We start from the raw sequence: 22,916 nt of genomic DNA, 5'->3' as shown, positions 1-22,916 counted from the left end.
TCAACTCTTCACTGCGGCAAGGGCGTTGGGGACAACGGAAGACCCAGGGGTCTTCCGGGGTCCTCAACGCCCGCTCCTCCTCCCGGAGTCAGCGGCGCCCCGCCAGGAACTCGGCCGCCGCCACTCCGGAGACGCGCGTCGCGCCGTGGGTGACCAGGTGGACGGCGCCGGGCGCCGCACCGTTCGGGACGCCCATCTCCACGACCACCGCGTCGGGCCGGCTCCCGAGCAGCCGCGCCATCGCCGCCGACATCCAGCCGTGCCGCGCCGCGTCACGCACCACGACGACGAGCGAACGCTCGGCGGCCGGGTCGAGGCCCTTGCGGTCCAGCAGGTCGCCGGACTCCCGCAGGTCGGCCTCCGTCAGCCGTACGGAGGTGGTGCCCGGCAGCAGATCGCTCAGCGGAGCCGCCACGCCCCACGGGGTCTGTCCGTCGACGGCCAGGTTCATCGTCGGCGACAGCTCCACCACATGGGGCGCGCCGACGAGCGGCAGCACCGGGCCCCGGTCCTGTCCATCGTGCTCGCCCCGGCCGCCCTGCCCGCCCATCCCGCTCTGTCCCGTCAGCACGCGCAGCGCGCGCCGGGCGGCGACGAGGCCGATGTCGGACGCCGCGTCGTCGGTGGCCACGGCGCGCGTACGGCTGCCCGACCAGGCCGCGAACTCGGCCACCCGCGCCGCCGCTTCACTGATCCGCGCCTCGGGCAGCGTGCCGTCCAGCACGGCCTGGACGAGGGCGCCGGTGAGCTGGTCGAAGGTCGCCTCCCCGGCGTGCTCGCCGCCGACGCACACCGCGTCGGCGCCGCCCTTGACGGCCCGTACGGTGGCCCCGTCGATGCCGTAGCGGGCGGTGACCGCGCTCATCTCGATGCCGTCCGTCACCACCAGGCCGTCGAAGCCCAGTTCGCCGCGGAGCAGGTCCACAAGGATGCGAGGGCTCAGCGTGGCCGGCAGTTCGGGGTCGTACGCGGGCGCGAGCAGATGCGCCGTCATCACCACGCGTACGCCCGCCTCCATGGCGGCGACGAACGGCGGCAGCGCGGTGGCGGCGATCTCCTCGGCGCTCGCCGAGACCTGCGGCAGACCGTGGTGGGAGTCGACCGAGGTGTCCCCGTGGCCGGGGAAGTGCTTGGCGCAGGCGGCGACGCCGGCCGACTGGAGTCCGCGGACCCACGCAGCCGTGTGCCGGGAGACGACATCCGTACGGGCGCCGAAGGAGCGGGCGCCGATGACCGGGTTGAGGGGGTTGGAGTTGACGTCGGCGCTGGGTGCGTAGTTGAGGGAGATGCCGGCGGCGTGGAGTTCGCGCCCGATGTCACGGGCGACGGACTCCGTCAGATCCACGTCGTCCACGGCGCCGAGCGCGAGATTGCCGGGACGGGAGGCGCCGGTCCAGGCTTCGAGCCGGGTGACGTCGCCGGCCTCCTCGTCGATGGCGATGATGAGGTCGCGGTTCTCCGCGCGCAGGTCGGCGGTGAGGCGCGCGACCTGTTCGGGGTCGACGATGTTCCGGCCGAACAGCACGACCGAGGTGAGACCGCCGCCCGCGATCCCGCGACGGACCCAGTCGGGCACGGTCGTGCCCACGAATCCGGGTTGGAGCGTGGTCTCGGCGAGACGCGTCAGTCGGTCGTGACGGCTGCTCGGCTCCATGCGGGTCCTCCGAAGGCGCATCGCTCGGCCGGCTCAGCGAACCGCCCTTGAACTTGGTACAGGCCAATCGGGATGTTGGCTCAGACCAATAGGTGTGTCAAGGAGGTATCGGGCTGCCGCGTTGTACGCACTCGACCCGGAAGCAGGCGGATTAGGCCGTTCATGAATATTTGGTGAGGCTTCGAGGGAGCGGCTGGGCAGATGCCGGGCTCGCGGGTACGGCCGGTTCTCGCCCCCGGCGGGACCGGGGGCATCAGACCCCGAAGAGCGCCAACGACGGCTCCAGACCGTGCAGTTCGACCGGGACGGTACGGTTCGCCTCCCAGCCCGCGCGGTCCAGGCGCAGCCGCGCCTGAGTACGGGCCGCACCCCGTACCGCCACCGTCTCCAGCCCGTCCGGGCGGTAGCCGAGCTTCTCCGAGACGCGCAGCGACCGCGCGTTGTCGGACATCGCCGCCGACGTCAGATACCGCGCCCCCAGGCCCTCGAACGCCAGGTGCAGCGCCGCCGCCCGCATCTCCGTACCGATGCCGCGCCCTTGGTACTCCTGCCCCAGCCACGAGCCGGTGTGCGCCTCGCCCGTCACCGCGAAGTCCGTCGCGCCCAGGTCCTGGCGCCCGACGACCGTCCCCTCGCAGCTGACGGCCAGGCTCAGCGTCCACTCCCGCGCGGTCCAGGCGGCCACCGTGCCGAGCAGATGCTGGAAGGTCGCCCGCCCGCGTTCCTCGGGGCTCGCGTCCGTCCACGGGACGGAGAACGGCATCCGGTCCTCGTCGTGCACCCCGGCGGCGGCGACGGCCGCCAGTTCGGACAGGCTCGCCAGATCCGGAAGCCGCAGTTCAAGGCGCGGGGTCGTGATCCGGAGTCCGTACAGGGGCCAGAAATGAGCGTCCATGAACGGAGCCTGCCGAACCGGCCGTCGGGGTGTCGACCGAATTACTCCGTACGCAGGCCGTCCGGCCGCATCATCCGCCACAGCGGCGGCATGCTCGCCACCGTCACCAGCATGATCACCGCGGCTCCGACCGCCGCGTACGGGACGAAGACCCACCAGTCGTCGATCGACTTCCCGATGATCCCCAGCATGAAGTCCCCCAGGACGAGACCGCCGGCGATCGCGAGCCCGGTGCCCAGCACGACCGGTACGGCCGTCTGCCACAGCACCGACCAGGCGAGCGTCCGGCGCCGCGCACCGAAGGCCACCAGGACCGACAACATCCGCTTGCGCTCGCGCAGTTGCTCGATCTGGGAGACCAGCAGGCTCGCCGCGATCAGCATCATCGTGAGGGTGCCGCCCACGAGCAGCCCGGTCTGGACGCTCCCGTACTGCTTGTCGCGCTCCAGGTCCTTGAGCGCGTTGATCCGCAGCGTCGGATCGATGTGCGCCGCCGTTGTGCGTACGTACTCCGCCGCGTCGGGCACCCGCGGATCGACCTTGATCGACGCCCTGACCGTCGCGGTGAGCAGCGAGCCTTCGGGGGCCGCCGGGATGCCGGGGGCTCGGGACGCGGCCGACGCCGATACCGAGGCCGATGCCGAGGCCGAGGCCGATGCCGATACCGAGGCCGATGCCGATGCCGGCTCGGAGACCGGCGAGGACCCGGACGGGGACGAGGAGGGGGACGACGACGAGGACGCGGCGCTCATCGGCGTACCTCATCGGCGAGCCTGTCCAGGCGCCCGGCCGTCAGTTCCAGCCAGCGCAGATCCGCCTCCAGATGGAACAGCGCGTGGTCGCAGATGAGCTGGTCGGAGAGGTCGCCGTGCCGCTTGCGCTCGGTCAGGACGCGCATCAGCCGCAGATGCTCGGCCCGCTGCGTGTCGAGCAGGTCGGCGGCGCTGCGGCCGGTGAGCAGCGAGATGACGACCTTCGTGTAGAGGGTCGACTGGAGATACGGCTCCGGCTTCTCCGGCTGCGCGAGCCAGTGCTCGACGTCGGTGATGCCGGCCTCGGTGATCGCGTACCGCTTCCGCTCGGGGCCCCCGCCGGCCTCCACCCCGTCGACCTCGACGAGCCCGTTCTTCAGCAGCCGGGACATGGTCGAGTAGACCTGCCCGTAGTGCAGGGGGCGATCGTGGCCGAAGGAGTCGTCGAAGGCGCGCTTCAGGTTGTAGCCGTGCTGAGGGCCTGATTCGAGAAGCCCGAGGAGGGTGTGTCCGATTGACATGGCGAACACTCTACACACTGCGTATACATACCGTGTATAGTGATCCGGCAACGAACCGTCGACACGCCTCCGACCTGCCCTTTCCCCCTCCCGGCCGCCACCCGTCCACCTCAACCGGAGAGGCGGGCGCGCCGATTCATTGACAGGCCCAACCCCGGTTGTTTGGATACGGCAAGCGCTTTCTGGCCGAGTTTGGAGCATTCCCTTGCAGCTCTCGCGCCGCACCCTGTTGACGATGTTGCCCGCGTCCACCCTGCTCGCGGTCGCCGCGCCCCTGCGGGCGCGAGCCGCCGGGCGGCCGGCCGCCACGACGGCCACGAGCGCCGCCGACCCCGGCGCCAACCACGCCGCGCTCCTCGCCAACACCGTCGCGATCTTCGCCGGCACGGCCGAGTCCAACGCCCGCCCCGAGGTGGCCGCCAAGCTCGCCGCCATCGACTCGACGGCGCGCACCCGCCTCACCGCACTGGACGGCGCCGGACCCGGGGAACTCTTCAAGGGCGTCGCGCTCGGCACCAGCGACGCGAACCTCAACACCTCGTACCAGTACCTGTACGAGATCGCCCTCGCCACCCGCACACCCGGCCCCGCTGCCTCGGACCTCCGGGAGGACACGAGCGTCCAACGACGCGTCATCGACGGCCTGGTACTGCTCCACGACACGTACTACGGCGACCAGTCGAAGGGTTACTACGGCAACTGGTTCAACTGGGAGATCGGCATCTCCGCGAGCGTCAGCAGGATCCTCGTCCTGTTGAAGGACGAACTCGCCGCGTACAGGCCGGATCTGACCACCACTTACGTCTCCTCGATGGACGCCTATCTGCGCAACGGCAAGGACGGTGACGTCGACCTCGACTCACGCTTCCACACCGGCGCCAACCTCGCCGACATCACCACCAACCGGATCCTCCAGGGCGCGGTGACCGGCGACGACGCGCGCGTGGTCAAGGCGGTCGCCGACCAGCTGACGGTGTACGCGACGGTCGATCCGTACCGCCCCCGACACGGCGTCACCGACGGCTTCTACGCGGACGGCTCCTTCATCCAGCACGACTCCGTCGCCTACACCGGCTCGTACGGCAAGGTCCTGCTCACCCGCGCCGTGCAGACCGTCAAAATCCTCGAAGGCACCGATTACCTCGGTACCGACGCCGACGCCGGTACCGAAAACGACAGCGACACCGGCACCGGCACCGCCGATCTGGTGGCCGTGGTGCGCGGCTGGGTGGCCGACGGCTTCGCCCCGCTCATCTTCGAGGGCTGGATGATGGAGATCGTCAAGGGCCGCGGGGTGTCGCGGACGGCGACCGGTTACACGGACGTCGCCGTGGTCGTCGAGGCCGTCGTCGACCTCTCGGGACACTCCACCGGGGCCGACGCCACCGCCCTCCAGGGGTACGTGAAGTTCGTCCGCCAGACGTCGAAGGCCGCGCTCGACCCGGCCGTCTTCGTCTCACCTGTCAGCGTCGCGCGCTACGCCGACATCCTCGCCGACACGTCCGTCCCGGCCGCGGACCTAGGCGACGCCGAGAGCCACACCGCGTTCAACGCCATGGACAAGACCGTGCACCGGCGCCCCGGTTACGCGTTCGCGCTGGCCCGCAGCTCGGACCGGATCAGCAAGTACGAGTACATGAGCGGCGAGAACCTGATGCCGTGGTTCCAGGGCGACGGCGCGCACTATCTGTACCTCGCGGGCCAGGACCAGACCCGGTCCTTCGGCATCGACTACTACACGACCGTGTCGCCGTACCGGCTGGCCGGCGTCACCGCGCCCGTGGAGACCCGGCGGACGATCCCCGAGCTGTACGGCACCGCCTGGTACGACAACCCGGAGCGCGGCTTCACCTCGTCCTCCGAGTCGCAGAACACGTACGTCTACTTCCCGCGCGGCACCAACACCGTGTCCGGGGGCGCCCGCCTCGGCGCGTACGGCGCGGTCGGCCTCGTGCTGGGCGACGACGTCGCGTACGCCGCGAAGCAGGCCGGCGAGCTGCCCGACGACTTCGTCGTCCACCGCAACGCCACCGCCACCAAGTCGTGGTTCATGCTCGACGACGAGATCGTCGTCCTGGCGGCCGGGGTCGGTGACGCGGCGGGCCGCGCGGTGACGACCACGCTCGACAGCAGGATCGCCGCGGCCTCGGACGCCGTCACGGTGACGGGGCGGCTGCGCGACGGTGCGGCGTGGCCGGGGGGCGGTGGTACGGCGCCGGGCCCGGTGGCCTGGCTGCGTTACGCCGACGCCGGACAGGGGATCTCGGTCGGGTACGTGTTCCTGGACGGGGGCGGCGACAGCCGTCCGACGGTCACGCTCGACACGGTCACCAGGAGCCGACGGGTCGTGCGTACGTCCAACCCCGACACCCCGGTCACCAAGCGGGTGTTCTCCCTGTCCGTCGACCAACCGGACGGTGCGCGGCGGCTGTCGATGGCGCACGCGCTCGTACCGAACGCCACGGAACGGCAGTTGAAGGCGTACCGCGCCGGGCACGGGCACGACGGAGGGCGGCACGACGGAGGGCGCGAGCACGGGAACGGCGCGGGGCGCGGGCCCCTGTCGGTCGTCGCCAACACCACCCGCGTCCAGGCCGTCGAACACCGCGGACTGTCCCTCCTCGCCGTCAACACCTTCACGCCCGGCACCCACCGCGCCGACCGTCTGTCGATCGACGGCGCCGCGTCGGTGCTCCTGCGGACGTCGAACGACGGCACGGTCTCGATCTCGGTCTGCGACCCGACGATGCGGCGGAAGACGGTCTCGGTCACCGTGCGCGGCCGTTGGCTGCGCGCCGTGTCGTCCGACGACGGGGTCCGCGTCCGCAAGGTACCCGGCGGCACGCGGATCGACGTCGACACCCACCGGACGCACGGGCGCAGCCTGACGGCACAGCTGCGGTAGGGCGCGGCCGGATCCGTCCCCCGAGGGCGACTTTCGGCCAACGATTGAGCTCCCACCGGTTCACAGACAACCCACAGCTCCCTCTCCCGCCTCTCACTGGCAGGGGAGACGGTTCCGCGATCGGAGACCGTACTTCGCGCCGGCTGTTCGTCCACCGTCCACGCAGGCATTCGGAGAACTCGGAATACTCGGAAAACGAGGAACGATGACCAGAACGCACAACGTCCGGCTCCGGCGTTCGGTGATGGCCGCCACCGCGGCGCTCGCCGTGACCGCGGGTGTCGTGGCCGCGGCGCCCGAAGGCGAGGCGGCGCAGACCACGCCGAAGCTCAGCCTGATCGCCGCGACCAAGATGCTGACGCTCGACTCGTGGAAGGAGGACCCGGGCGTCTACCTCGACCTCGGTACCTACCTCACGGCCGAGGGCGCGCCCTTCGAACTCAAGGTGACCCGCAAGTCGTACAAGGACCCGGTCGTCGCGGAGCAGGTCATCCACGACGGGGACAAGACCAGCACCAAGGCCCTGCCGGCGGGGTTGGTCAAGGACTTCTCGGGGCTGCCGGGCTTCGCGCAGATCACCATCACCGACACGAACCGCGAGGTCGTGGTCAACAAGACCGAGAAGTACTGCCCGAACAACGCCGCCGGGCGCATCGACCCCGACGGACCGGCCAAGTCGAAGTACCCGGAGAGCTGCCCGGAGAACGCGTTCACCCTCGGTTCGGTGTGGGGCGTCGAGAAGGGCTGGGCGTCCAACACGTACGCGGGCTACTCCTCCACACCGGTCGAGCTCGCCGCCGGCAAGTACCAGGCCAAGGTGTCGGTGACCAAGCGCTACCGCGACCTCTTCGGCATCTCCAGCAAGCCGCAGATCATCAACCTGACGGTGCGCGAGCGCAGTTGGGATGACGAGGAGGGCGCCGCCGGGCTGCGCGGCAAGAGCGCGGCATCCGGCCACAGCGGCCACGACATGGCGAACATGAAGGGCATGTCCGGGCACGCCGGCCACGGCGCGACGCGCTCCGAGGCCCCCGCCGCCCCGACGAGTGGCGCCGGTCCCTCGTACAACGTGGGCCACGGCCCGCTGATCCCCGCGCCGCCCGCCCTGCCGTGGGCACTGAAGAAGGCCTCGCTGAGGACCGCGACGGCTCCCGTCGGTGACGGCCCCGGCCGTACGGACGGCTCACGCAAGGCGCCCGCCGTTGAGCCCAACGCCAAGCGCCCGACCGGCAAGGCCCTGGTCCCGGACGTTCCGAAGCCCGACCTGCGTTCGCTGCCCGCCTACGGCATCGAGATCAGCGACGGCGGCCAGGACGTCAAGGGCAAGGACTACCTCGCCTTCAGCGCCAACGTCTGGAACGCGGGTCCGGCGCAGCTCGTCGTGGACGGCTTCCGCAGCCCCGGCAAGGAGCTGATGGACGCCTACCAGTACTTCTACGACGCGGAGGGCAAGCAGGTCGGCTACACCCCGACCGGCACCATGGAGTGGGACCCGCGGCCGGGCCACGAGCACTGGCACTTCACCGACTTCGCCAGCTACCGGCTGCTGAAGGCGGACCAGAAGGAGACCGTGCGCAGCGGCAAGGAGGCGTTCTGCCTGGCGAACACCGACGCCGTCGACTACACGGTGAAGAACGCCAACTGGCACCCGGGGAACACCGACCTGTCCACCGCGTGCGGCCAGGAGAACTCGATCTCCGTCCGTGAGGTGCTGGACGTCGGCTCCGGCGACACGTACACGCAGGACCTGCCGGGTCAGTCCTTCGACATCACCAACCTGGCGAACGGCACCTACTACATCCAGGTGCTCGCCAACCCCGAGAACCGTCTCAAGGAGACGGACCTCGACAACAACAGCGCGCTGCGCAAGGTCGTCCTCGGCGGCAAGCCGGGCGCGCGTACCGTGAAGGTGCCGGCGCACGACCTGGTCGACTCCAACTGACCTCGTCCGTACGGTAACCACTCTCGATCGGCCCCCGGGTTCCTCCGCCCCGGGGGCCGACGCCGTCCGCGGCCTTCTGTCACCGCGGGTCGAGGAGGAGATGGCGATGGCCCCGACGCAGGACCTGTGGCTGACGTTCCTCGACGTACTCGAGACGACCGACCTCACCACCCGCGCCGCGCCGGCCACCCTCCACCACCGCCTCGCCATCCCCGCCGACAGCAAAATGCCGGGCCACGCTTCCGTGGTCCGGCACTCCGTTCTCGACTCCCTCAAATGCTGCCCGGCCCTCCCGTACTCATCGACGGGGCTATGTACGCCATGCAAACCAGCGCCTTACCAATAAGCATCAGTACGGCGATTCGCCCCTTACTCGTGGCGCGGGTGCGGGAGACGCGAGCGCTGTTCAACGACACGGATATTTTCCTTCTGTTCCAATTTTTGGGGCAGGCAAGAAGCAGCGGGATTCGAAGTTCGGTTGCTCCGCTGTTGCCCACGAGAATGCTATCGCTTCCCTATGCCCTCTCCGCACCGCCCGGACCATGGAAAGAGCAGGTCCTGGCATATTCCGGCGCATATGCCAAAGAGGTGCGCATACCACATTGTCGGACGTCCTGGCTTTCCGGACTCCCCGACCGCCCGAGCCGCTCCAGCGCCAGCGCGGCCCGCTCCTCGTCGGCGCGCGCCCCGATCCTGCGGCTGACGGCCCGCGACTGGGCCAGGTGCGCCGCGGCCTGGTCCACTCGGCCCGTGTCCAGCTCCGCCAGTGCCAGGTCGTACAGCACTCCGACCTCCTCGGCAGCGGCACGGATACGGCGCATGACCGCCAGGGCGGCGATGTGATGCGGCAGCGCCTGCTCGCTGAGCCCCGCGGCCCGGTACGCCCTGCCGGTCCCGTTCAAGGCCGTTCCCTCCCCCTGCACATCGCCGACGGCCCTCAGGGCGGGCAGCGACTTCGCATACAGAGCAAGCGCTTCGTCGGTATTTCCGCGATCGGTCAGAACGCTCGCGAGATTCATCTGGAGAGTTGCCCGGTCTCCTCTGCTTCCCATGGTCTTCGAGACGTCCAGCGCTTCCCGGTAATACCTCTCGGCGTATTCCTTGTTACCCAGCTTCTGCCAGAGTTCGGCCACGTTGTTCAATGTCCGGTACCGCCCGCGGTCATCACCCGCATCGGTGAATCCGGAACGGGCGAGCTGAAAGTAGTCGACGGAATCCCGGTCCTGACCGAGGTGGAGATGGATGATTTCGAGAAAATTGCGACTGCGCGCCATTTGCAGAATGTTGCCCGATTGCTTACGCAAAAACACGGCACGTTCCCGAAGGGTCTGCGCGAGTGCCAATTGCCCGGTGTGCCACATCGGGATCGACATCTGATGAATGGACTCGCTCTCCAGCACCGTGTCCTTCAGGGACTGGGCGAGCCCGAGCGCCTCACGCGCCGTCGAGTGACCCTCGTCGTACTTCCCCGCGTGGACGCACACCGTGCTGAGGTCGAGCAGGGCCCGCGCCCGCGAGGTTCGCCGGCAGTCGCCGGCGGTCGGCCCATACGTCCGCACCGTCCCGCACCGCCAGGACGCACCCGTGCGAGGAGTCGGGTACGGCGGCGACGAGAGAGCCCGGATACCGCGCGATCAACTCGGTCGCACGGCGGCGGGCCGCCGTCGTCGTCAACGGCTCGCGGACGACGAGCACATCGGCGTACCACACCGTGTCCCGCCGCTCGGAGGCGTCCGGATCCACGCGCAGGTGTACGTCGCACGCGTACGGCTCCCGCGGTCCCTCGAAGGCCCCGTCGAGCCGGGCGAGGGTGTGGCAGGGCACCGAGGCCGGGGCACCCGCCCCGCCCACCGGCCGCCAGAGCACCGACACCGGGCGCGAGACCGGCCCGCGCCCCCGGCCGCCCGGACGGCCGAACCGCACCGCGCACCACGCGGCGTCCGCCCACCGGGCCCCGGACCGCGCCGGCGCCGGGGGCCGGACCGTCACTGTGCCAGTCCCAGGTCCGTGGCCTCCCAGCGGTCGAGCGCCGGTGGCAGCGGGAGGGGTGACACGACGGGCGCGTGGGCCGGTTCGCCGAGATCGAGCAGCCGGTAGACGACCGCGCGCATCCGGCGGTGGAACTCGCCCGGCGCCGAGGACAGCAGGGCGGCCACCTGCTCGTACTGGCCGGGCCTGCGCTCGCGCGCCGCGTAGCTCAGCTGCTCCTCCAGCGGATACGCCGGTGAGACCACCGGCGCGACGGCGGCCAGCAGTGCCGCGGGCGAGGAGGCGGAGATCTGCCGCCTCGGCCCTGGTGTGAGCAGCAGGGCCGCCTCGGTGAGGGTGGCGTACGCGGTCAGCGAGCCGTGATGGCCCGCAAGATCATTGGAGCCCTCGACGCCGCCTGACGGGCGGCGTGGCGTCCAACAAGGGCCCGGCGGCCCGAGTACCACGATCAGCCGCCGCCCCGCTGATCCGAACCCGTCCCCGAACCTCGATCCAGAAGGTTCCCAGACGGGTTCCGTCGCGTTCGGTGGGTGGGACACCCAACAGAGGCGGCAGCGGCAGCTCCACCCGATGGCCCCTTGGCTAATCTGCACGGGTGACTACCGACCTGACCCTGCTGCCACGTGTCGCCCACCGCGGACACGAGGTCACCGCTCCCCGGCTGCGCGGGCTCCTCGCGCTGCTCGCGGGCGACCTGCGTACGGGATGCAGCACCGAGCGGCTGGTGGAAGGGCTGTGGCAGCCAAACGAGTTGCCGGAGCGGCCGGGTCGGGCACTACAGGTACTCGTCTCCCGGGCGCGGACGCAACTGGGCGCCGATCTCATCGCGAGCACACCGACCGGCTACCGGCTCGCCCTCGCCGAGGACCAGGTCGACACCTCCGCCCTGCTGCTGCACGCAGCCGCGAGCGCGGAGCGGGCCAGGTCCGGGGACTACGCGGGATCCCTCACCGCCGCCGAGGCCGGCCTCGCGCTGTGGGAGGGCACGCCCGACGGGGCCGGCGACACCGACGACCCCGTCTACGCGCTGCGCACCGAGCGCGAGCCGGTGCGCGGAGCCCTCATACGTACGCGTGCGCTCGCGCTCGCGCGCCTGGGACGGCGCGCGGAGGCGGCCGGTCCGCTGGGCCTGGCCGCCTCGGAGCACCCGCGCGACGAGGAGGTGCTCGCCGAGTTGCTGCGCGGCGTGGCGGCGACGACGGGCCCGTCCGCGGCGCTGGCGCGGTACGAGGCGTACCGCCGCGAGCTGCGCGACGATCTCGGCACGGATCCGGGCGCCGGACTCAAGGCCGTACAGCAGGAGTTGCTGCTCGGTGAGGCGCCCGTGGTCAGACACGGCGTGCCGCACGAGCCGAACCCGCTCCTCGGCAGGGACGACCACATCGCGGCCCTCCAGGGGCTGCTGCGCACCTCTCGCGCGGTCACCGTCGTCGGCCCCGGCGGTCTCGGCAAGACCCGGATCGCACACGCCGTCAGCCGCCGGGCCGAGCAGCGGGTGGAGTATTTCGTGCCGCTCGCCGGTGTCACCGCGGACGCGGACGTCGCCGCCGAGGTGGCCTCCGCGCTCGGTACGGGCGAGGGGCGGCCCGGCGCCGGGGGCGGCACCGGCCCGGCCGCGCTGGTGTCCGGCATCCTCGGCGCGCTCGGCACCGGGCCGGCGCTGCTGGTCCTGGACAACTGCGAGCAGGCAGCATGTTCTCCTCGCCGGTGATCAGACCGTCGACCGCGGAGAACTGCCCGGTGACACCGATCGCGGCGCGCACCGACTGCGGATCGGCGGCGAGGTCGTGACCGCCGACCCGCGCCTGTCCGCCGTCGGCAATGATCAGCGTCGACAGGATCTTCACGGCGGTGGTCTTCCCGGCACCGTTCGGTCCCAGCAACGCGAACACCGAGCCCGCCGGGATGCGCAGGTCGATGCCGTCGAGGACGAGCTTGTCCCCGTAGGACTTGCGCAGCCCCTTGGCCGCTATGGCGTGTGATTCGGGAGTCGTTGTCGTCATGCCGCAGAGGCTGCGGCAGGGCGCATTCAGCGCTGTTTCAGAGCGGTTTCAGCGCCCTGGCCCCTGTGGCGAGGTCGTGGTCACCACCGCCGGTGGACGGTCGCCTTGCTGCCGGTCACCAGGCTTGCCGCCGGAACGTCCTCCGTCACGACGGCCCCTGCGGCGACCACGGCGTCACGGCCGATGCTGACACCGGGAAGGATCGTGGCACCGGCGCCGATCCACACGTTCTCCGCCACATCGATGGGCGCTCCGCTCAGCCACCCCCTTCGCTCCTCGGGATCGACGGGGTGGCCGACCGTGATGAACGTGGCCTTCGGACCGACCATCACGCGCTCGCCGAGCCGGATGCCGGCGTAGTCCAGGAACGTGCAGTTCTGGTTGATGAACACGCGCTCGGCCAGCTCCAAGTTGTGGCCGTGGTCCGTGTAGAAGGGCGGATAGATCGTGACTCTCGGCGGCAGCGGCCTGCCGAGGATCTGTTCGAACAGTTCCGCCTTGGCCGCGTCGTCGTCGAAGGGCAGGACATTCAGGCGGGTGGTCAGCTCGGTGGCCCTCAGGACCCTGTCGGCCATGGCTCGGAACTCGTCGCTGTGGATGCGCATGAGACGGTCGCTGGACATTGCCACGATCCTTATCCGGTGTTCCGGTGACTGATACAGGACTCGCCATCGCCCTACCAGTAGTAGTGCAGAGCGACGGCCCGCGCGCTTCGCAGACCGAGCACGTCGATCCGCAGGGCACGGGAGCCCGGCCTGACCGCGGCGACGGCACGCTCGACACCCGCGACGATGCTCCGCGCGTGGGGGAGGAACGCCTGGCCGTCGAGCGTCAGCTCGACTCCCCGGGCGGTACGGGTGAACAGACGGACATCCAACTCCCGCTCCAGCGCGGCGATCCACTTGGGAACCGCCTGCTGCGTCACGCCCAGCTCATCGGCGCCACGCCGCAACTGCCCGAGCCGGGCGGCCCGGACGAACGATCGCAGTGCCTCGGTGTCCACGGCTCACCTTAGGCACGCACAACTGATCGTTGTGGCTCGTTGAGGATCAGGGGTCCGCCTCGGGCTCGCCGACCGCCGCGTTCCTGGAGCCGGGCCAGGATCCGAAGCCACGAGGGGGGTCACCTCCGCCCCCGGCGCCGGGTCACGCCCCGGCCCCCGGCCCCGGTAAAAGCAAAAGCCCCAGATCACGGCGAGTGAGTTCTGGGGCCTTCACAGAGCCGCCTTCGGGATTCGAACCCGAGACCTACGCATTACGAGTTGTCCGATCTTGGTCCGGGGACGTCCGCGAGCGTCTGTGGAGTCGGCTCCGCGCCTGGTCACGAGGGTTGTCAGGCCCCGGTGGACATGAGCGGACAGCCCCGGAACGGGTGGCAAGCGAGACCGCAACTGAGACCGCGCCGCCCTCGTCCCCTTCGGCCACAACGCCTCCAGCGTTGCCCGTCGACAGCTCCCGGCGGCTACGACCTACAAGGGCTTCTGATAGACCTCAGGCATCGGGTGCCCCGTACCTGCGCGCCACTGGTGCCGCTGGGCGTTGTACTCCGTGTCAGCCTTGATATCGCCGCCGCGAGACTTGGCGCCGCACTCGCAACGCCAGTGCCAATTGGTCTCGTTCTGGGACCAGTCGTACCCGGAGTCCGAGGCGGACTCTGACTGCGCCGCAGCATCCTGGAGCGCACGCCGAATGATCAACGCCCCGGCCACAACGACTGCGGCCGTCACGCGACCGGCCCACCTTGGAATGCCCATGCGCCGAACCGTAACGCCTCGCTGCTCTCTACACGCAGAAGGCCCCGGAACTGGTCCGAGGCCTCCGCGTCCTGCTGCAACCCTGCTGCGACCCATGTACGGCCTGGTGGTCAGCCTGTCTCGCCAAGGCGCTCGGCCAACTTCCCGATAACTCGGGCACGGTCCGGCGCAGCCAGTCGGCGTGCGCGGTCGTACGCCTGGTCGACCCGGGAACGCGGTCGCTCGCCCTTCCGCATCCATTCGAGAAGCTGTCCTGCTTCTTTGGCGGTGAGCCGCTTGAGCCCAGCCAGGACTTCGTCGAGCTGTTCCGGGTCGGGGACCTCATCACGCACAGTCTCGTTGCAGCGGGAGCACTCAGTGCGCCAGTTGCTGAGATCGTCCCGGGCCCCTCGTGACTTCAGCCGCTCCTGCGGAACCAGATGACCGATGGTGAGCCGGACCCGTTCCCCGTCCTCGTAGTACGTGTCGTCGGGCCCCAGTCCGCAGATCCTGCACCGCGAACCGTCCTGGTCCATGACCAGGCGGCGGATGCGCGCGCTGGGGGCGAACTTCTTGTACTTGTCCCTCTCGCCGGGAAGCCAGATCTGTCCGCCCTTGGCCTTGAGCCGGTATTCGTCCTGAGCCAAGGTGCTGTCGGTCCGCTGGGAAGGGATGCTCCAGTCGCATTTGCGGAGTTCCCGCAGGCGTCGGTTGAGGTGCTCGGCGTTGTCGGCGATATCCGGCCCCAGGGCAGCACGAAGTTCGCGCATCGTGAACGTGTCGCCCAGGCTCTTGTTGAACCACAGCCAGGCGGCGAGGCGCTTCTCCTGGCCGAAGGGCTTCGCCTTTGTGCCGGGCTGGATGGTGAGGTCCCACCACGGCGTCCCGTCGGGCGCTCGGGTCTCGTCGTTTTCACTGGTCTCGACAGGCATATGCCAACTATCTGCCACGTGAAGGATCTTGCGCAGCGGTTTGATCGAGTCTCTGTTCCAGGCCCGCCTGAGTTCCAGGGAAGCTCTGCTGCAGCCAGTCCTTCACCGCCGCGGGAGTGGTCCTGCCGTGCTGGCGGAGCGCGTCTGTGATGTCACGCCCGCAGACCAGGGCGATCGGATGCCCGTCTTCGTGCACCTCGCTCTGGACCTGCTGGTTGAAGTGCGAGGTAGTGACGAGCACTCCGAAGTTCCGGTGTCGAATTCGGGAGATGAGCCGGGAGACCTCTCTAACCCCAACGCTGTTGCCCGGCCCGTAGCACTTGGCCTCCAGGGCGAAGTCGATGCTGATGGGAGCCGCCGGCGGCCCAAGGACATACGAGCCGACGGCATCGCGGCCACCGTCACGGCTGGGACGTGTCACGTCCACCGTCCCGGTGGCCGGCGCAATCAGACGCCAGATAGCCACAGCACATGCCTCAAACTCTGTTTCCCGCCCGCGGAAGTACTCCCGGATCTCCGACAGCATGGCTTGCCCGACCGGATCATCGGGCAACTGCTGAGCTGTCGAGCGTATGACCGTCGTAGCAGGGGCCAGCAGCGGCCTGTAGACACGGCTTGCAACCCAGGTCCGCCAGGCTTCCGGACAGTCGCCCCCGAGAGGATCGCCACCCGCCAGTAGGTGGCGGATCCAGGTACGCGGGACACTGGCTTCGTCCAACACCGTGAAGCGCGCGCGGTAGTTCTGGAACCGGCGGGTGCCAGTTGCCCGCCAGATGGCGGAGAGTTCATCGTCCGGCGCCAGAGTCGGCCCCCCGGGAGCCAGCAACCCGCGGAAACGGACACTCCGGCCAGGCGCAGCCTTCTCGAAGAGCAGGAACGGCGGCACGCCGCTGGCCCGTTGCTGTGCGGTGCCATGTGAGAGCTCGAAGGCATCGCGCAGCAGCACGTTGCCCTTGCGCGGCGTCTCGTGAAGCCCCTTACCCGGGGTCCGGTTGTCGCCGTAGTACGTGAAGGTACCGGTCTCCACATCCAGGTGGTCCGGCCAGTCCACAGCACCGCCACTGGTGTACAGCACAGCCAGGCGGACGGTCCCCTGTGCCGGAGACCCCGCGTAGCGAAATCCTCCCTGGTTGCCGGTACCGGGAATGAGCTTGCTGATGGGGTCATCGCCAGAGTGCCCGAAGGTCCCACCGGCGTAGACCGCGTCAATCACTAGGTCAGCGTCACCAAGGTGCTCGAACCGGGTACTCGGCTCGGCTGAGCGGGTCGCAGGGATCATGGTGTACGTCTATCAAACGCCGCACTCGAACGCGGATGAGCCGCCATAACGCATCCCGAGTCAGAGGCGCGCATTACAAGTTGCCCGATCGCGGTCCGAGGGCGTCCACGGCCATCCGCGATACGGACGTACGACCTGCTCAGCGAGGGTTCACGGATGCCAGCAGACGGCGGCGGAAAGTGCCGGACCCGATGGCAAATGAGACCGCGACTGAGACCGCCGCTCACGGGGCGAAGAGGGCTATGCCTAACCTCTGCTCACCGCGCTGCCCCGAACGCCGGCGCGAGCCTCAGAGGCTAAGCCCGGCCGCGCGGGACTGGAACGGCGATGTATAGCTGCCGGAGTCCGTGCATGGCGGCTTGGAGCGCAGCCGCGATTTCGCGTGCCTTCCGCTCGCCCTCGATCGCCCTGATGGAGATGTAGTCCGGCGCAATGTTGGCCTGCGTCACCGTGCCGTCAGCTACCAGTACTTCAATCGCGGACTGCAGGACAGCAACTGCCTGCTCCGGGATGCTGGGCCCGCTGCTGGAGAATGCGTCAAGCTCCACCTTCCAGCGCGATCCCTGGCGAGCGATGCAGACAAAGATCGCATCGTTGGTCTTTGCGCTCTTGTAGGCAGCACGGTGAGCTTCCAGTTCGGTGCAGTCGGGGATGAGCGCAGCGGGGAGAGGCGTTCCAGGCGTCGACATGCTGACATCGTCGCAGGCACTCACACCGCGAAACAGGCGAACACTTGCCTTCGCAGGCGACCCCACTCCACCTTAAGGACCGTCGATGACCTGAACTGAGAGCTCCCCAGAGCAAGCAGGTCCGCCCATGCCGATTCGAGGATGCGATGTCCGCGGCACGCGCGCGTTCCAACTGTGAGCGTGGCCGTCCTGGGGCGTTCGTAGGGGTTCACGGGGCAGGTCAGAAGGGGTGCGCGGCTCGCTGCCCCCTTCGCTGAGGGGCTGGAGGCCCTGTCCATGACGTGGCACATTGGACGTATCTGGCGAGATACGTCCGTCACAGAAAACCCTTGACGCTTGGAGCCCGATCATCCAGAGCGGGTCTAACCCGTTTGTCCCGCATGACCACCTCAAGTGCGCCCCGTAGATGCGTGCGGCGAGATTGATACCGTGAGCATGGCGGTTATAAAATAACCGCCATGCTCACACCCGAGGACGCTTCGATCATCACTTCGGCAGCCGAAGGCCTCTCTGGTCCGTTACATGAGGCTCTTGACCACGCTTACACAGCCGCCCACGGCCACTATGACGAGTCCGGCATGACGGGCGGGGGCTACACCAAGGGCCGCACTGATCTGGCCCGGGACCATGCGCGTCGCTTCATCGAGCAGCGAAACGACGAAGGACTTGACCTCGGAGGCTGGGAGCCAGTCAAGAACTCCAGCGGGCGCCTGCACCTTCGCAACGGGATGATGACCCTGCGGCTCCTGCACGCGACACCGTTTGACATGATCCCGGCGCCGGGCCGCAACAAGGCACGGATCAGCTACTACTACAATCGAACTGTCGATCTATTCGGTGTGGAGGCGAGCAACCTCCTCGCTGTCTGGCTCTCTCCGCCGGAGGAGGGCGGGGAGATCTCCGTACGCATCGTTCGTCCGATCGGTGAGTGGAAGCCGGGTCGGCAGCCCAAGTTTGACCTCGACTTCGAGCTTCCCAGAAACACTGAGTCGTTCACGGACTGGGAGTTCGTCCCAGACGACAAGGGCCTGGCATTGCCCTTCGAGTTTGAAGAAGACCAGCGCGAAGAGGGTGAAGGAAGTGGCACGTGATCCAGCGGAGCGTATTCGAACTCTGAGGCTCCTCATGGGGCTCACTCAGGGGGAGCTTGCGCAGGCTGCTGGGGTGTCACAACCACTCATCTCGCAGATCCAGAAAGGGATCAAACTCGTTACCGACGACGTGCTGGTGCGCATCGCAGAGGCAACTGGCACACCCATGTCGTTCTTCGACGTTGACCCTTCTGACCTCCCTGCCGACACGCTGCTGTTCCGCAAGAAGGCCAGCGCGTCGGCCAAGGAGGTCTCCCGCGTCGAGGCGACAGTCAGAGAGGCATACCGGGTTTCCGTACGCCTGATGACAGACACAAAGGTGCGCCGGACCTCTCTGCCCCGGGCAGAAGGGGACATCACCTCCGACGACATCGAAGACCTTGCTGCACAGACCCGCGCAGCTCTGGGAATCGGCGCTGACGGAGTGATTGGGCACGTTATCCGGGCCTGCGAGCGTGCGGGTATCCCTGTCGTCCCTCTGATGCTGGTGGACTCCCAAGGCCAAGGGGAGGACATCGTGGTGGGACATTCCGGTGCCTCCTGCTGGCGAGGAACATCTGAGCCATCCATGATCAGCTACTTCTCCGCCGGTAGCGGAGACAGGCAGCGGTTTACGACAGCGCACGAGCTGGGGCACCTAGTGCTCCACCCGGCGCGCCGTAACGGGCTGGATTCCAAGCGCGCGGAGAGTGAGGCACATCGGTTCGCCGGCGCATTCCTGTTGCCGAGAGAGCGGGCTGCAGAGGCTTTCAACGGACCGTTGATGCTCAGAGAGTTCGCTGCTCTCAAAAAGCGGTGGGGGGTGTCCATCCAAGCGCTCATCAACCGCGCCTACGATCTCGGACACATCGATCAGACTCGCCGAGAAAGTCTCTACAAGCAGCTCGGCGCTCGGGGCTGGAGGACCAGTGAGCCTGTGGTAGTCCACGCGGAACAGCCAACCCTCATGAGGGCGATGCTAGGCCGCAAGTATGGTGAGCCCCCGTCTCTCCTCCAGGCCTCCGAAGAACTGGGGCTCCACCCAGTGCTTATGCGGTCGCTGGCGCCCGACATTGCCATCGACCCAGCAGCGCGGGCGATGGACAACGTCATCAGTCTTGGTGACCGCCGTCGCCGGAGCTCGCGTCTCCAAGCCCTCTGACGGCCACCAGACCGCCTTCTGATCCGTAAGCGCGTGTCTCTCACCTACACCCCGTCACTTCGAGGCTGGCATGAGACGGGATGCGGCTCCTGAGCCCGAGCGATGCCGACCGGAACAGGGAGGCAAGGCCATCGGCGTGTCCTGCGGGACGTGGAAAACTTGACACGTGACGCGACACTGGGTTGCTGTCGAGGCCAGAGGAGAGGAGACCACGTGCCGCAGGTCAGTCCGCGAGGTACGTACCTGGAGGTCTCGGAATCCCTTCACGAAAAGATCAGGAACGGCGAGATCGCTGAGGCGCTGCCGTCTCAGTCGGCGCTGGTGAGTGAGTACAGCGTGAGCCGCAGCACCATCGAGCGGGCCCTTGCCGCGCTCAGGGCTGAGGGCGTCATCGAGTCGGTTCAGGGAGCTGGGTGGTACGTCGCAGGGAGCGGCGACCGCCGACCGTTGGTCGAGAAGGTGACCGACCTGTTGCGGGTCGACGGGGTCAGCATCGGCGACCGTTTCCCCACAGAGAAGGAGCTGTGCGAACGGTTCGGAGCGTCGCGGACGGCCGTCCGTTCTGCCATCGCGCAGATGGAGGGGCAAGGCCTCATCGGTAAGGGTGCCGCGCGGGGGCGGGAAGTACGTGCGTTGCCGGCCGGACGGGGGACTCAGACGGCATGACGACGACCGAAAGGACTGAGTTCGACGCTGGCGCGGCGGGCGCCATATTGCGCAAGGCGTGCGAGGTCGCGGACGTGGGCACGGACGGGATCGAGATGCTGCGGTTCGGCGACCATGCCGTGTTCCGTCTAGACGGCGGCCGTATCGTCTCCCGGGTCGGCCGCAGTCCCGATCGGCTTCCCTCCGTACGCAGGGAAGTGGCCGTGGCGGAATGGCTCGCGTCCGAGGGGTATCCGGCGGCGCGACTCGTCACGGCGGCCGAACAGCCGGTTGTTATTCAGGGCCACCCGGTGACGTTCTGGGAAGGTCTTTCCGACGGAGATGCGTACGCGAGTACAGGAGAAATGGGCGCGCTGCTGCGGCGGCTTCACGATTTGAAGTCGCCTCCCTTTTCGCTCCCGTCGCTTGAACCTTTCGATAGAGTTACGCAGCGTTTGAAGGGTGCCGCCATTCCGGACGCCACCCGCGCTTTTCTCCAGTCTATGGCCGAAGATTTGGTTGCTGAGTACGGCCGCCTCCGCTTTGAGCTTCCGGCGGGTCATCTGCACGGGGACTTCAACGTGGGTAACGTCCTGCACGACGCGGCCGGTCACCCAAAGGTCATCGACATGGATGGTTTCGTTATAGGCCCCCGCGAGTGGGACCTCATGCAGACTGCCATGTACTACGACAGCTTTGGCTGGCACACGGAAGCCGAGTACGCCGATTTTGTCGCTGGGTACGGGTTCGACGTGCGGGAATGGTCCGGGTACACAGTTCTGCGAAGCATCCGGGAACTTCTGATGGTCACGTGGCTTTCCCAGAATGCCAGCACCAATTCACGCGCGGCCGAGGAAGTTGAGAAGCGGGTGCAAAGCCTACGATCGGGTGGGTCTCGCCGGGACTGGGCGCCGTTCTAGAAACGTCACGCCTGTTGCCATAGGCGGAAGCCACGGGCCTGTTCCTCGAATGTGCGGAACTCCGCGACCCGCCTCATCCCGCTCGTGACGCGCCCCTGGAATTCCCGCACGTACTGAATGCAGCGCGCAGACTTCAACCCCTCGCCGAGTTGCAGCGCGCTCAGCGCTATTTCGAATCCACGGCCGATCTCCCCTTGATTGATGTATGTCTCAGCCTGAACCATCGTCGCGAAGAAGTCGCTTCGGTTGTTCAGGCCGTCGCCAAAGATGGAGACCCCACCTCGCTGCGCAGCTTCGATGGAACGTCCCAGGTCGCGAAAGCAGTGGCCTATCTCGGCAGCAAGCTCCACTTCGTCGAAGTACGCGATGTACGGCGGGTCGCTGCCGGCCGTCCGCTGGTTAAGTCTGAGTTCGGCCTCCGCGAGAGCGAGGTCACAGCCACGCTCATCCCCGAGCCGAGCCAATGCCCGTGCCTCCATCGCGCGGAACTGTGCGGCCATCGTCGGCCCCAGTGCAGGACCGGGGCCGGTGTACGCGGCACGAGCGAGCGTCGCAGCGTCCTGGTACCGCCCCAGGAATGTGGCCTGATGGCTCATGGCGGACAGGATGCTTCCGCCGAGAAGCCTGTCACCAGCCGCTTGCGTCATGCGTAGCGCCTGGATGAGGTACCGCTGAGCGATGCCGTGAAGGCCGCTGTCGTACGACATCCAACCGGCGAGCAGGAGCGCTTCCGCCACGGCTGAGTGCAGTTGCCTGCCCACGTCGTCGGAGTACTTCCCATCAAGCATCGGCCGGACATCCGTGTGCAGGTACTGAATCAGCGCCCGCCGGGCATGGCCACCGCCGAACTTGCCGTCGAGCATGCTGAACGCGTCGGCTGTAGAGCGAACCATGTCCACGTCCACGGCACCAACCGCCCGGTTGCCCGTCCGTGTTAGCTCTCTGTCTGGAGGAGCCACGATCCAGCGGAGGGACGCGGTACTCCAAGCCGCAGAATCGGGCAGTGCCCGAACCAGCGTCTCAGCGTCGGCAAGGTCGGCACGCCAGAGGTCGGCCACGGTTTTGGCCGTACTCTCCGGCCTGTCCGGGAAGTCAAGCCCCAACTCAGGCTGCACGGCGGACACGGCCGCGTCGCCCATCCCGATGTCATCGATCGTGAGGCGGCGCCCCACCTTGCGCCCGATCGCGTCGGCAATGAACTGCGGCATGTTGCCGCGCGGGATGGAGCCCTTGAGCCACCTGGTCACGTACGTGTGGTCACAGGTGACGTCCTCGCCTGACTGAGCGGCAGCGGTGACCACCGCACGAGCAAGTGACTTGTGGGAGAAGTCTGCTTCCTGCATGAGCGCGGCCAGTCCGGCGTTCCGGTCTGCCATCGAACCCCCAGAGAGCGGCCGTAGTCCCAGCTTGACTCATCGTCACTCTACGCAGGTCAGGGCCACTGTGCAGAGGCTTTGCACGTCGGGGTGCACGAGTGCACCCCCTAGTACACGCTCCCGAAGTGCGGGCTGTCCGGCAACAGTTGGACCACCACCACACGGGACGGCCAGCGAGTCCGAGTCGAAAACTACGGGTTGACGGCGCGGAATCCTTCTGCCAACGTGAGTGGTAGGTAATACACACCACGCATTGGTGCAACCGCAGAGCGCCCGGAGGAAAGCCCCCAGGGGTCAGTACAAAGGCAGCGTTCGCTTGCTTGAAAACTGAACAGATGCCCCCGGAGCTACGACGCGCCGGCGCCTCCGAGCAAGAGATCTGCGGAGGGGCGCCACACAGGTTGCGTCCTCTGGTCACCCGGGATCAGGCAACAGCGACAAGCCGTAGTC

17 protein-coding genes and 4 pseudogenes are annotated in these 22,916 nt (G+C 68.2%); 7 read left to right on the top strand and 14 right to left on the bottom strand.

Annotated elements, in window-relative coordinates:
• Positions 1-88 precede the first annotated feature (88 nt).
• From SSPS47_RS19180 to SSPS47_RS19165, 4 genes and pseudogenes are all read right to left on the bottom strand, one after another.
• Positions 89-1,654, bottom strand: coding sequence for a glycoside hydrolase family 3 protein (locus SSPS47_RS19180; RefSeq protein WP_164252144.1), 1,566 nt, complete (start codon positions 1,652-1,654; stop codon positions 89-91).
• Between the two features lie 253 nt (positions 1,655-1,907).
• Positions 1,908-2,549: a GNAT family protein gene (locus tag SSPS47_RS19175; RefSeq protein WP_164252143.1), complete on the bottom strand. Its 642-nt coding sequence runs from the start codon at positions 2,547-2,549 to the stop codon at positions 1,908-1,910.
• A 41-nt stretch (positions 2,550-2,590) separates the two neighbouring features.
• Positions 2,591-3,112: pseudogene (locus SSPS47_RS19170) on the bottom strand (FtsX-like permease family protein); the annotation flags it as partial.
• A 185-nt stretch (positions 3,113-3,297) separates the two neighbouring features.
• Positions 3,298-3,822 (bottom strand): PadR family transcriptional regulator, encoded by a 525-nt coding sequence (locus tag SSPS47_RS19165; RefSeq protein WP_164252141.1) that lies wholly within the window; start codon positions 3,820-3,822, stop codon positions 3,298-3,300.
• Between the two features lie 205 nt (positions 3,823-4,027).
• Between SSPS47_RS19165 and SSPS47_RS19160 the strand changes: the two genes are divergently transcribed.
• Positions 4,028-6,727, top strand: a complete 2,700-nt coding sequence (locus tag SSPS47_RS19160; protein WP_164252140.1) for a polysaccharide lyase family 8 super-sandwich domain-containing protein — start codon at positions 4,028-4,030, stop codon at positions 6,725-6,727.
• Between the two features lie 205 nt (positions 6,728-6,932).
• On the top strand, positions 6,933-8,669 hold the full coding sequence (locus SSPS47_RS19155; RefSeq protein ID WP_164252139.1) for a lysyl oxidase family protein: 1,737 nt from the start codon (positions 6,933-6,935) through the stop codon (positions 8,667-8,669).
• 515 nt (positions 8,670-9,184) lie between these two features.
• Here SSPS47_RS19155 and SSPS47_RS19150 read toward each other — a convergent pair.
• The 3 genes from SSPS47_RS19150 to SSPS47_RS19140 all read right to left on the bottom strand — a co-directional run bounded on the left by SSPS47_RS19150 (position 9,185) and on the right by SSPS47_RS19140 (position 11,104).
• Complete coding sequence (locus tag SSPS47_RS19150) at positions 9,185-10,069, bottom strand: tetratricopeptide repeat protein (RefSeq protein WP_164252138.1); 885 nt, start codon at positions 10,067-10,069, stop codon at positions 9,185-9,187.
• Positions 10,070-10,103: 34 nt separating this feature from the next.
• A complete protein-coding gene (locus SSPS47_RS19145; protein WP_164252137.1) occupies positions 10,104-10,592 on the bottom strand; it encodes a hypothetical protein in 489 nt (162 codons plus the stop codon).
• Positions 10,593-10,654: 62 nt separating this feature from the next.
• Positions 10,655-11,104 carry a hypothetical protein gene (locus tag SSPS47_RS19140; protein WP_203557880.1) on the bottom strand — a complete coding sequence of 150 codons (450 nt, stop codon included), beginning with the start codon at positions 11,102-11,104 and terminating at the stop codon, positions 10,655-10,657.
• Positions 11,105-11,253: 149 nt separating this feature from the next.
• Between SSPS47_RS19140 and SSPS47_RS19135 the strand changes: the two are divergent.
• Positions 11,254-12,345 (top strand): annotated as a pseudogene (locus tag SSPS47_RS19135) (BTAD domain-containing putative transcriptional regulator); the annotation flags it as partial.
• Between the two features lies 1 nt (position 12,346).
• On the opposite strand, the pseudogene SSPS47_RS19130 reads toward SSPS47_RS19135, so the two are convergent.
• The 6 genes and pseudogenes from SSPS47_RS19130 to SSPS47_RS19105 form a co-directional block, all read right to left on the bottom strand.
• Positions 12,347-12,661 (bottom strand): annotated as a pseudogene (locus SSPS47_RS19130) (ATP-binding cassette domain-containing protein); the annotation flags it as partial.
• Positions 12,662-12,741: 80 nt separating this feature from the next.
• Positions 12,742-13,284, bottom strand: a complete 543-nt coding sequence (locus SSPS47_RS19125; RefSeq protein ID WP_164252136.1) for a sugar O-acetyltransferase — start codon at positions 13,282-13,284, stop codon at positions 12,742-12,744.
• A gap of 56 nt (positions 13,285-13,340) precedes the next feature.
• Positions 13,341-13,664: pseudogene (locus SSPS47_RS19120) on the bottom strand (LysR family transcriptional regulator); the annotation flags it as partial.
• Positions 13,665-14,524: 860 nt separating this feature from the next.
• Positions 14,525-15,325, bottom strand: a complete 801-nt coding sequence (locus SSPS47_RS19115) for an HNH endonuclease signature motif containing protein (RefSeq protein ID WP_164252135.1) — start codon at positions 15,323-15,325, stop codon at positions 14,525-14,527.
• Between the two features lie 7 nt (positions 15,326-15,332).
• Positions 15,333-16,538, bottom strand: a complete 1,206-nt coding sequence (locus tag SSPS47_RS19110) for a restriction endonuclease (protein WP_239064979.1) — start codon at positions 16,536-16,538, stop codon at positions 15,333-15,335.
• 362 nt (positions 16,539-16,900) lie between these two features.
• Positions 16,901-17,293 carry a hypothetical protein gene (locus tag SSPS47_RS19105; RefSeq protein ID WP_164252133.1) on the bottom strand — a complete coding sequence of 131 codons (393 nt, stop codon included), beginning with the start codon at positions 17,291-17,293 and terminating at the stop codon, positions 16,901-16,903.
• A 458-nt stretch (positions 17,294-17,751) separates the two neighbouring features.
• Here SSPS47_RS19105 and SSPS47_RS19100 point away from each other — a divergent pair, with 458 nt between their 5' ends.
• The 4 genes from SSPS47_RS19100 to SSPS47_RS19085 all read left to right on the top strand — a co-directional run bounded on the left by SSPS47_RS19100 (position 17,752) and on the right by SSPS47_RS19085 (position 21,090).
• A complete protein-coding gene (locus tag SSPS47_RS19100; protein ID WP_164252132.1) occupies positions 17,752-18,384 on the top strand; it encodes a hypothetical protein in 633 nt (210 codons plus the stop codon).
• Positions 18,341-19,525, top strand: coding sequence for an XRE family transcriptional regulator (locus tag SSPS47_RS19095; protein WP_164252131.1), 1,185 nt, complete (start codon positions 18,341-18,343; stop codon positions 19,523-19,525). Before SSPS47_RS19100 ends, SSPS47_RS19095 begins: the two co-directional genes overlap by 44 nt.
• 213 nt (positions 19,526-19,738) lie before the next feature.
• Positions 19,739-20,191, top strand: a complete 453-nt coding sequence (locus SSPS47_RS19090) for a GntR family transcriptional regulator (RefSeq protein ID WP_164252130.1) — start codon at positions 19,739-19,741, stop codon at positions 20,189-20,191.
• Positions 20,188-21,090, top strand: a complete 903-nt coding sequence (locus SSPS47_RS19085; protein ID WP_164252129.1) for an aminoglycoside phosphotransferase family protein — start codon at positions 20,188-20,190, stop codon at positions 21,088-21,090. Before SSPS47_RS19090 ends, SSPS47_RS19085 begins: the two co-directional genes overlap by 4 nt.
• A gap of 5 nt (positions 21,091-21,095) precedes the next feature.
• Here SSPS47_RS19085 and SSPS47_RS19080 read toward each other — a convergent pair whose 3' ends face one another.
• Positions 21,096-22,466 carry a hypothetical protein gene (locus SSPS47_RS19080; protein ID WP_203557879.1) on the bottom strand — a complete coding sequence of 457 codons (1,371 nt, stop codon included), beginning with the start codon at positions 22,464-22,466 and terminating at the stop codon, positions 21,096-21,098.
• Between the last annotated feature and the right edge of the window lie 450 nt (positions 22,467-22,916).

The organism is Streptomyces sp. S4.7 (assembly GCF_010384365.1).
Taxonomy (GTDB): Bacteria; Actinomycetota; Actinomycetes; order Streptomycetales; family Streptomycetaceae; genus Streptomyces.
The sequence above is the reverse complement of the archived record's forward strand: the minus strand, read 5'-3'. Positions and strand labels throughout refer to the sequence as shown.

Excerpts from the sequence above, each read along its gene's own strand:
- SSPS47_RS19105 (WP_164252133.1), bottom strand. The coding sequence starts at position 17,293 with ATGTCGACGCCTGGAACGCCTCTCCCCGCTGCGCTCATCCCCGACTGC.
- SSPS47_RS19080 (WP_203557879.1), bottom strand. The coding sequence starts at position 22,466 with ATGGCAGACCGGAACGCCGGACTGGCCGCGCTCATGCAGGAAGCAGAC.
- SSPS47_RS19155 (WP_164252139.1), top strand. The coding sequence starts at position 6,933 with ATGACCAGAACGCACAACGTCCGGCTCCGGCGTTCGGTGATGGCCGCC.
- SSPS47_RS19175 (WP_164252143.1), bottom strand. The coding sequence starts at position 2,549 with ATGGACGCTCATTTCTGGCCCCTGTACGGACTCCGGATCACGACCCCG.
- SSPS47_RS19115 (WP_164252135.1), bottom strand. The coding sequence starts at position 15,325 with ATGCCTGTCGAGACCAGTGAAAACGACGAGACCCGAGCGCCCGACGGG.
- SSPS47_RS19100 (WP_164252132.1), top strand. The coding sequence starts at position 17,752 with ATGCTCACACCCGAGGACGCTTCGATCATCACTTCGGCAGCCGAAGGC.
- SSPS47_RS19125 (WP_164252136.1), bottom strand. The coding sequence starts at position 13,284 with ATGTCCAGCGACCGTCTCATGCGCATCCACAGCGACGAGTTCCGAGCC.
- SSPS47_RS19085 (WP_164252129.1), top strand. The coding sequence starts at position 20,188 with ATGACGACGACCGAAAGGACTGAGTTCGACGCTGGCGCGGCGGGCGCC.
- SSPS47_RS19180 (WP_164252144.1), bottom strand. The coding sequence starts at position 1,654 with ATGGAGCCGAGCAGCCGTCACGACCGACTGACGCGTCTCGCCGAGACC.
- SSPS47_RS19165 (WP_164252141.1), bottom strand. The coding sequence starts at position 3,822 with ATGTCAATCGGACACACCCTCCTCGGGCTTCTCGAATCAGGCCCTCAG.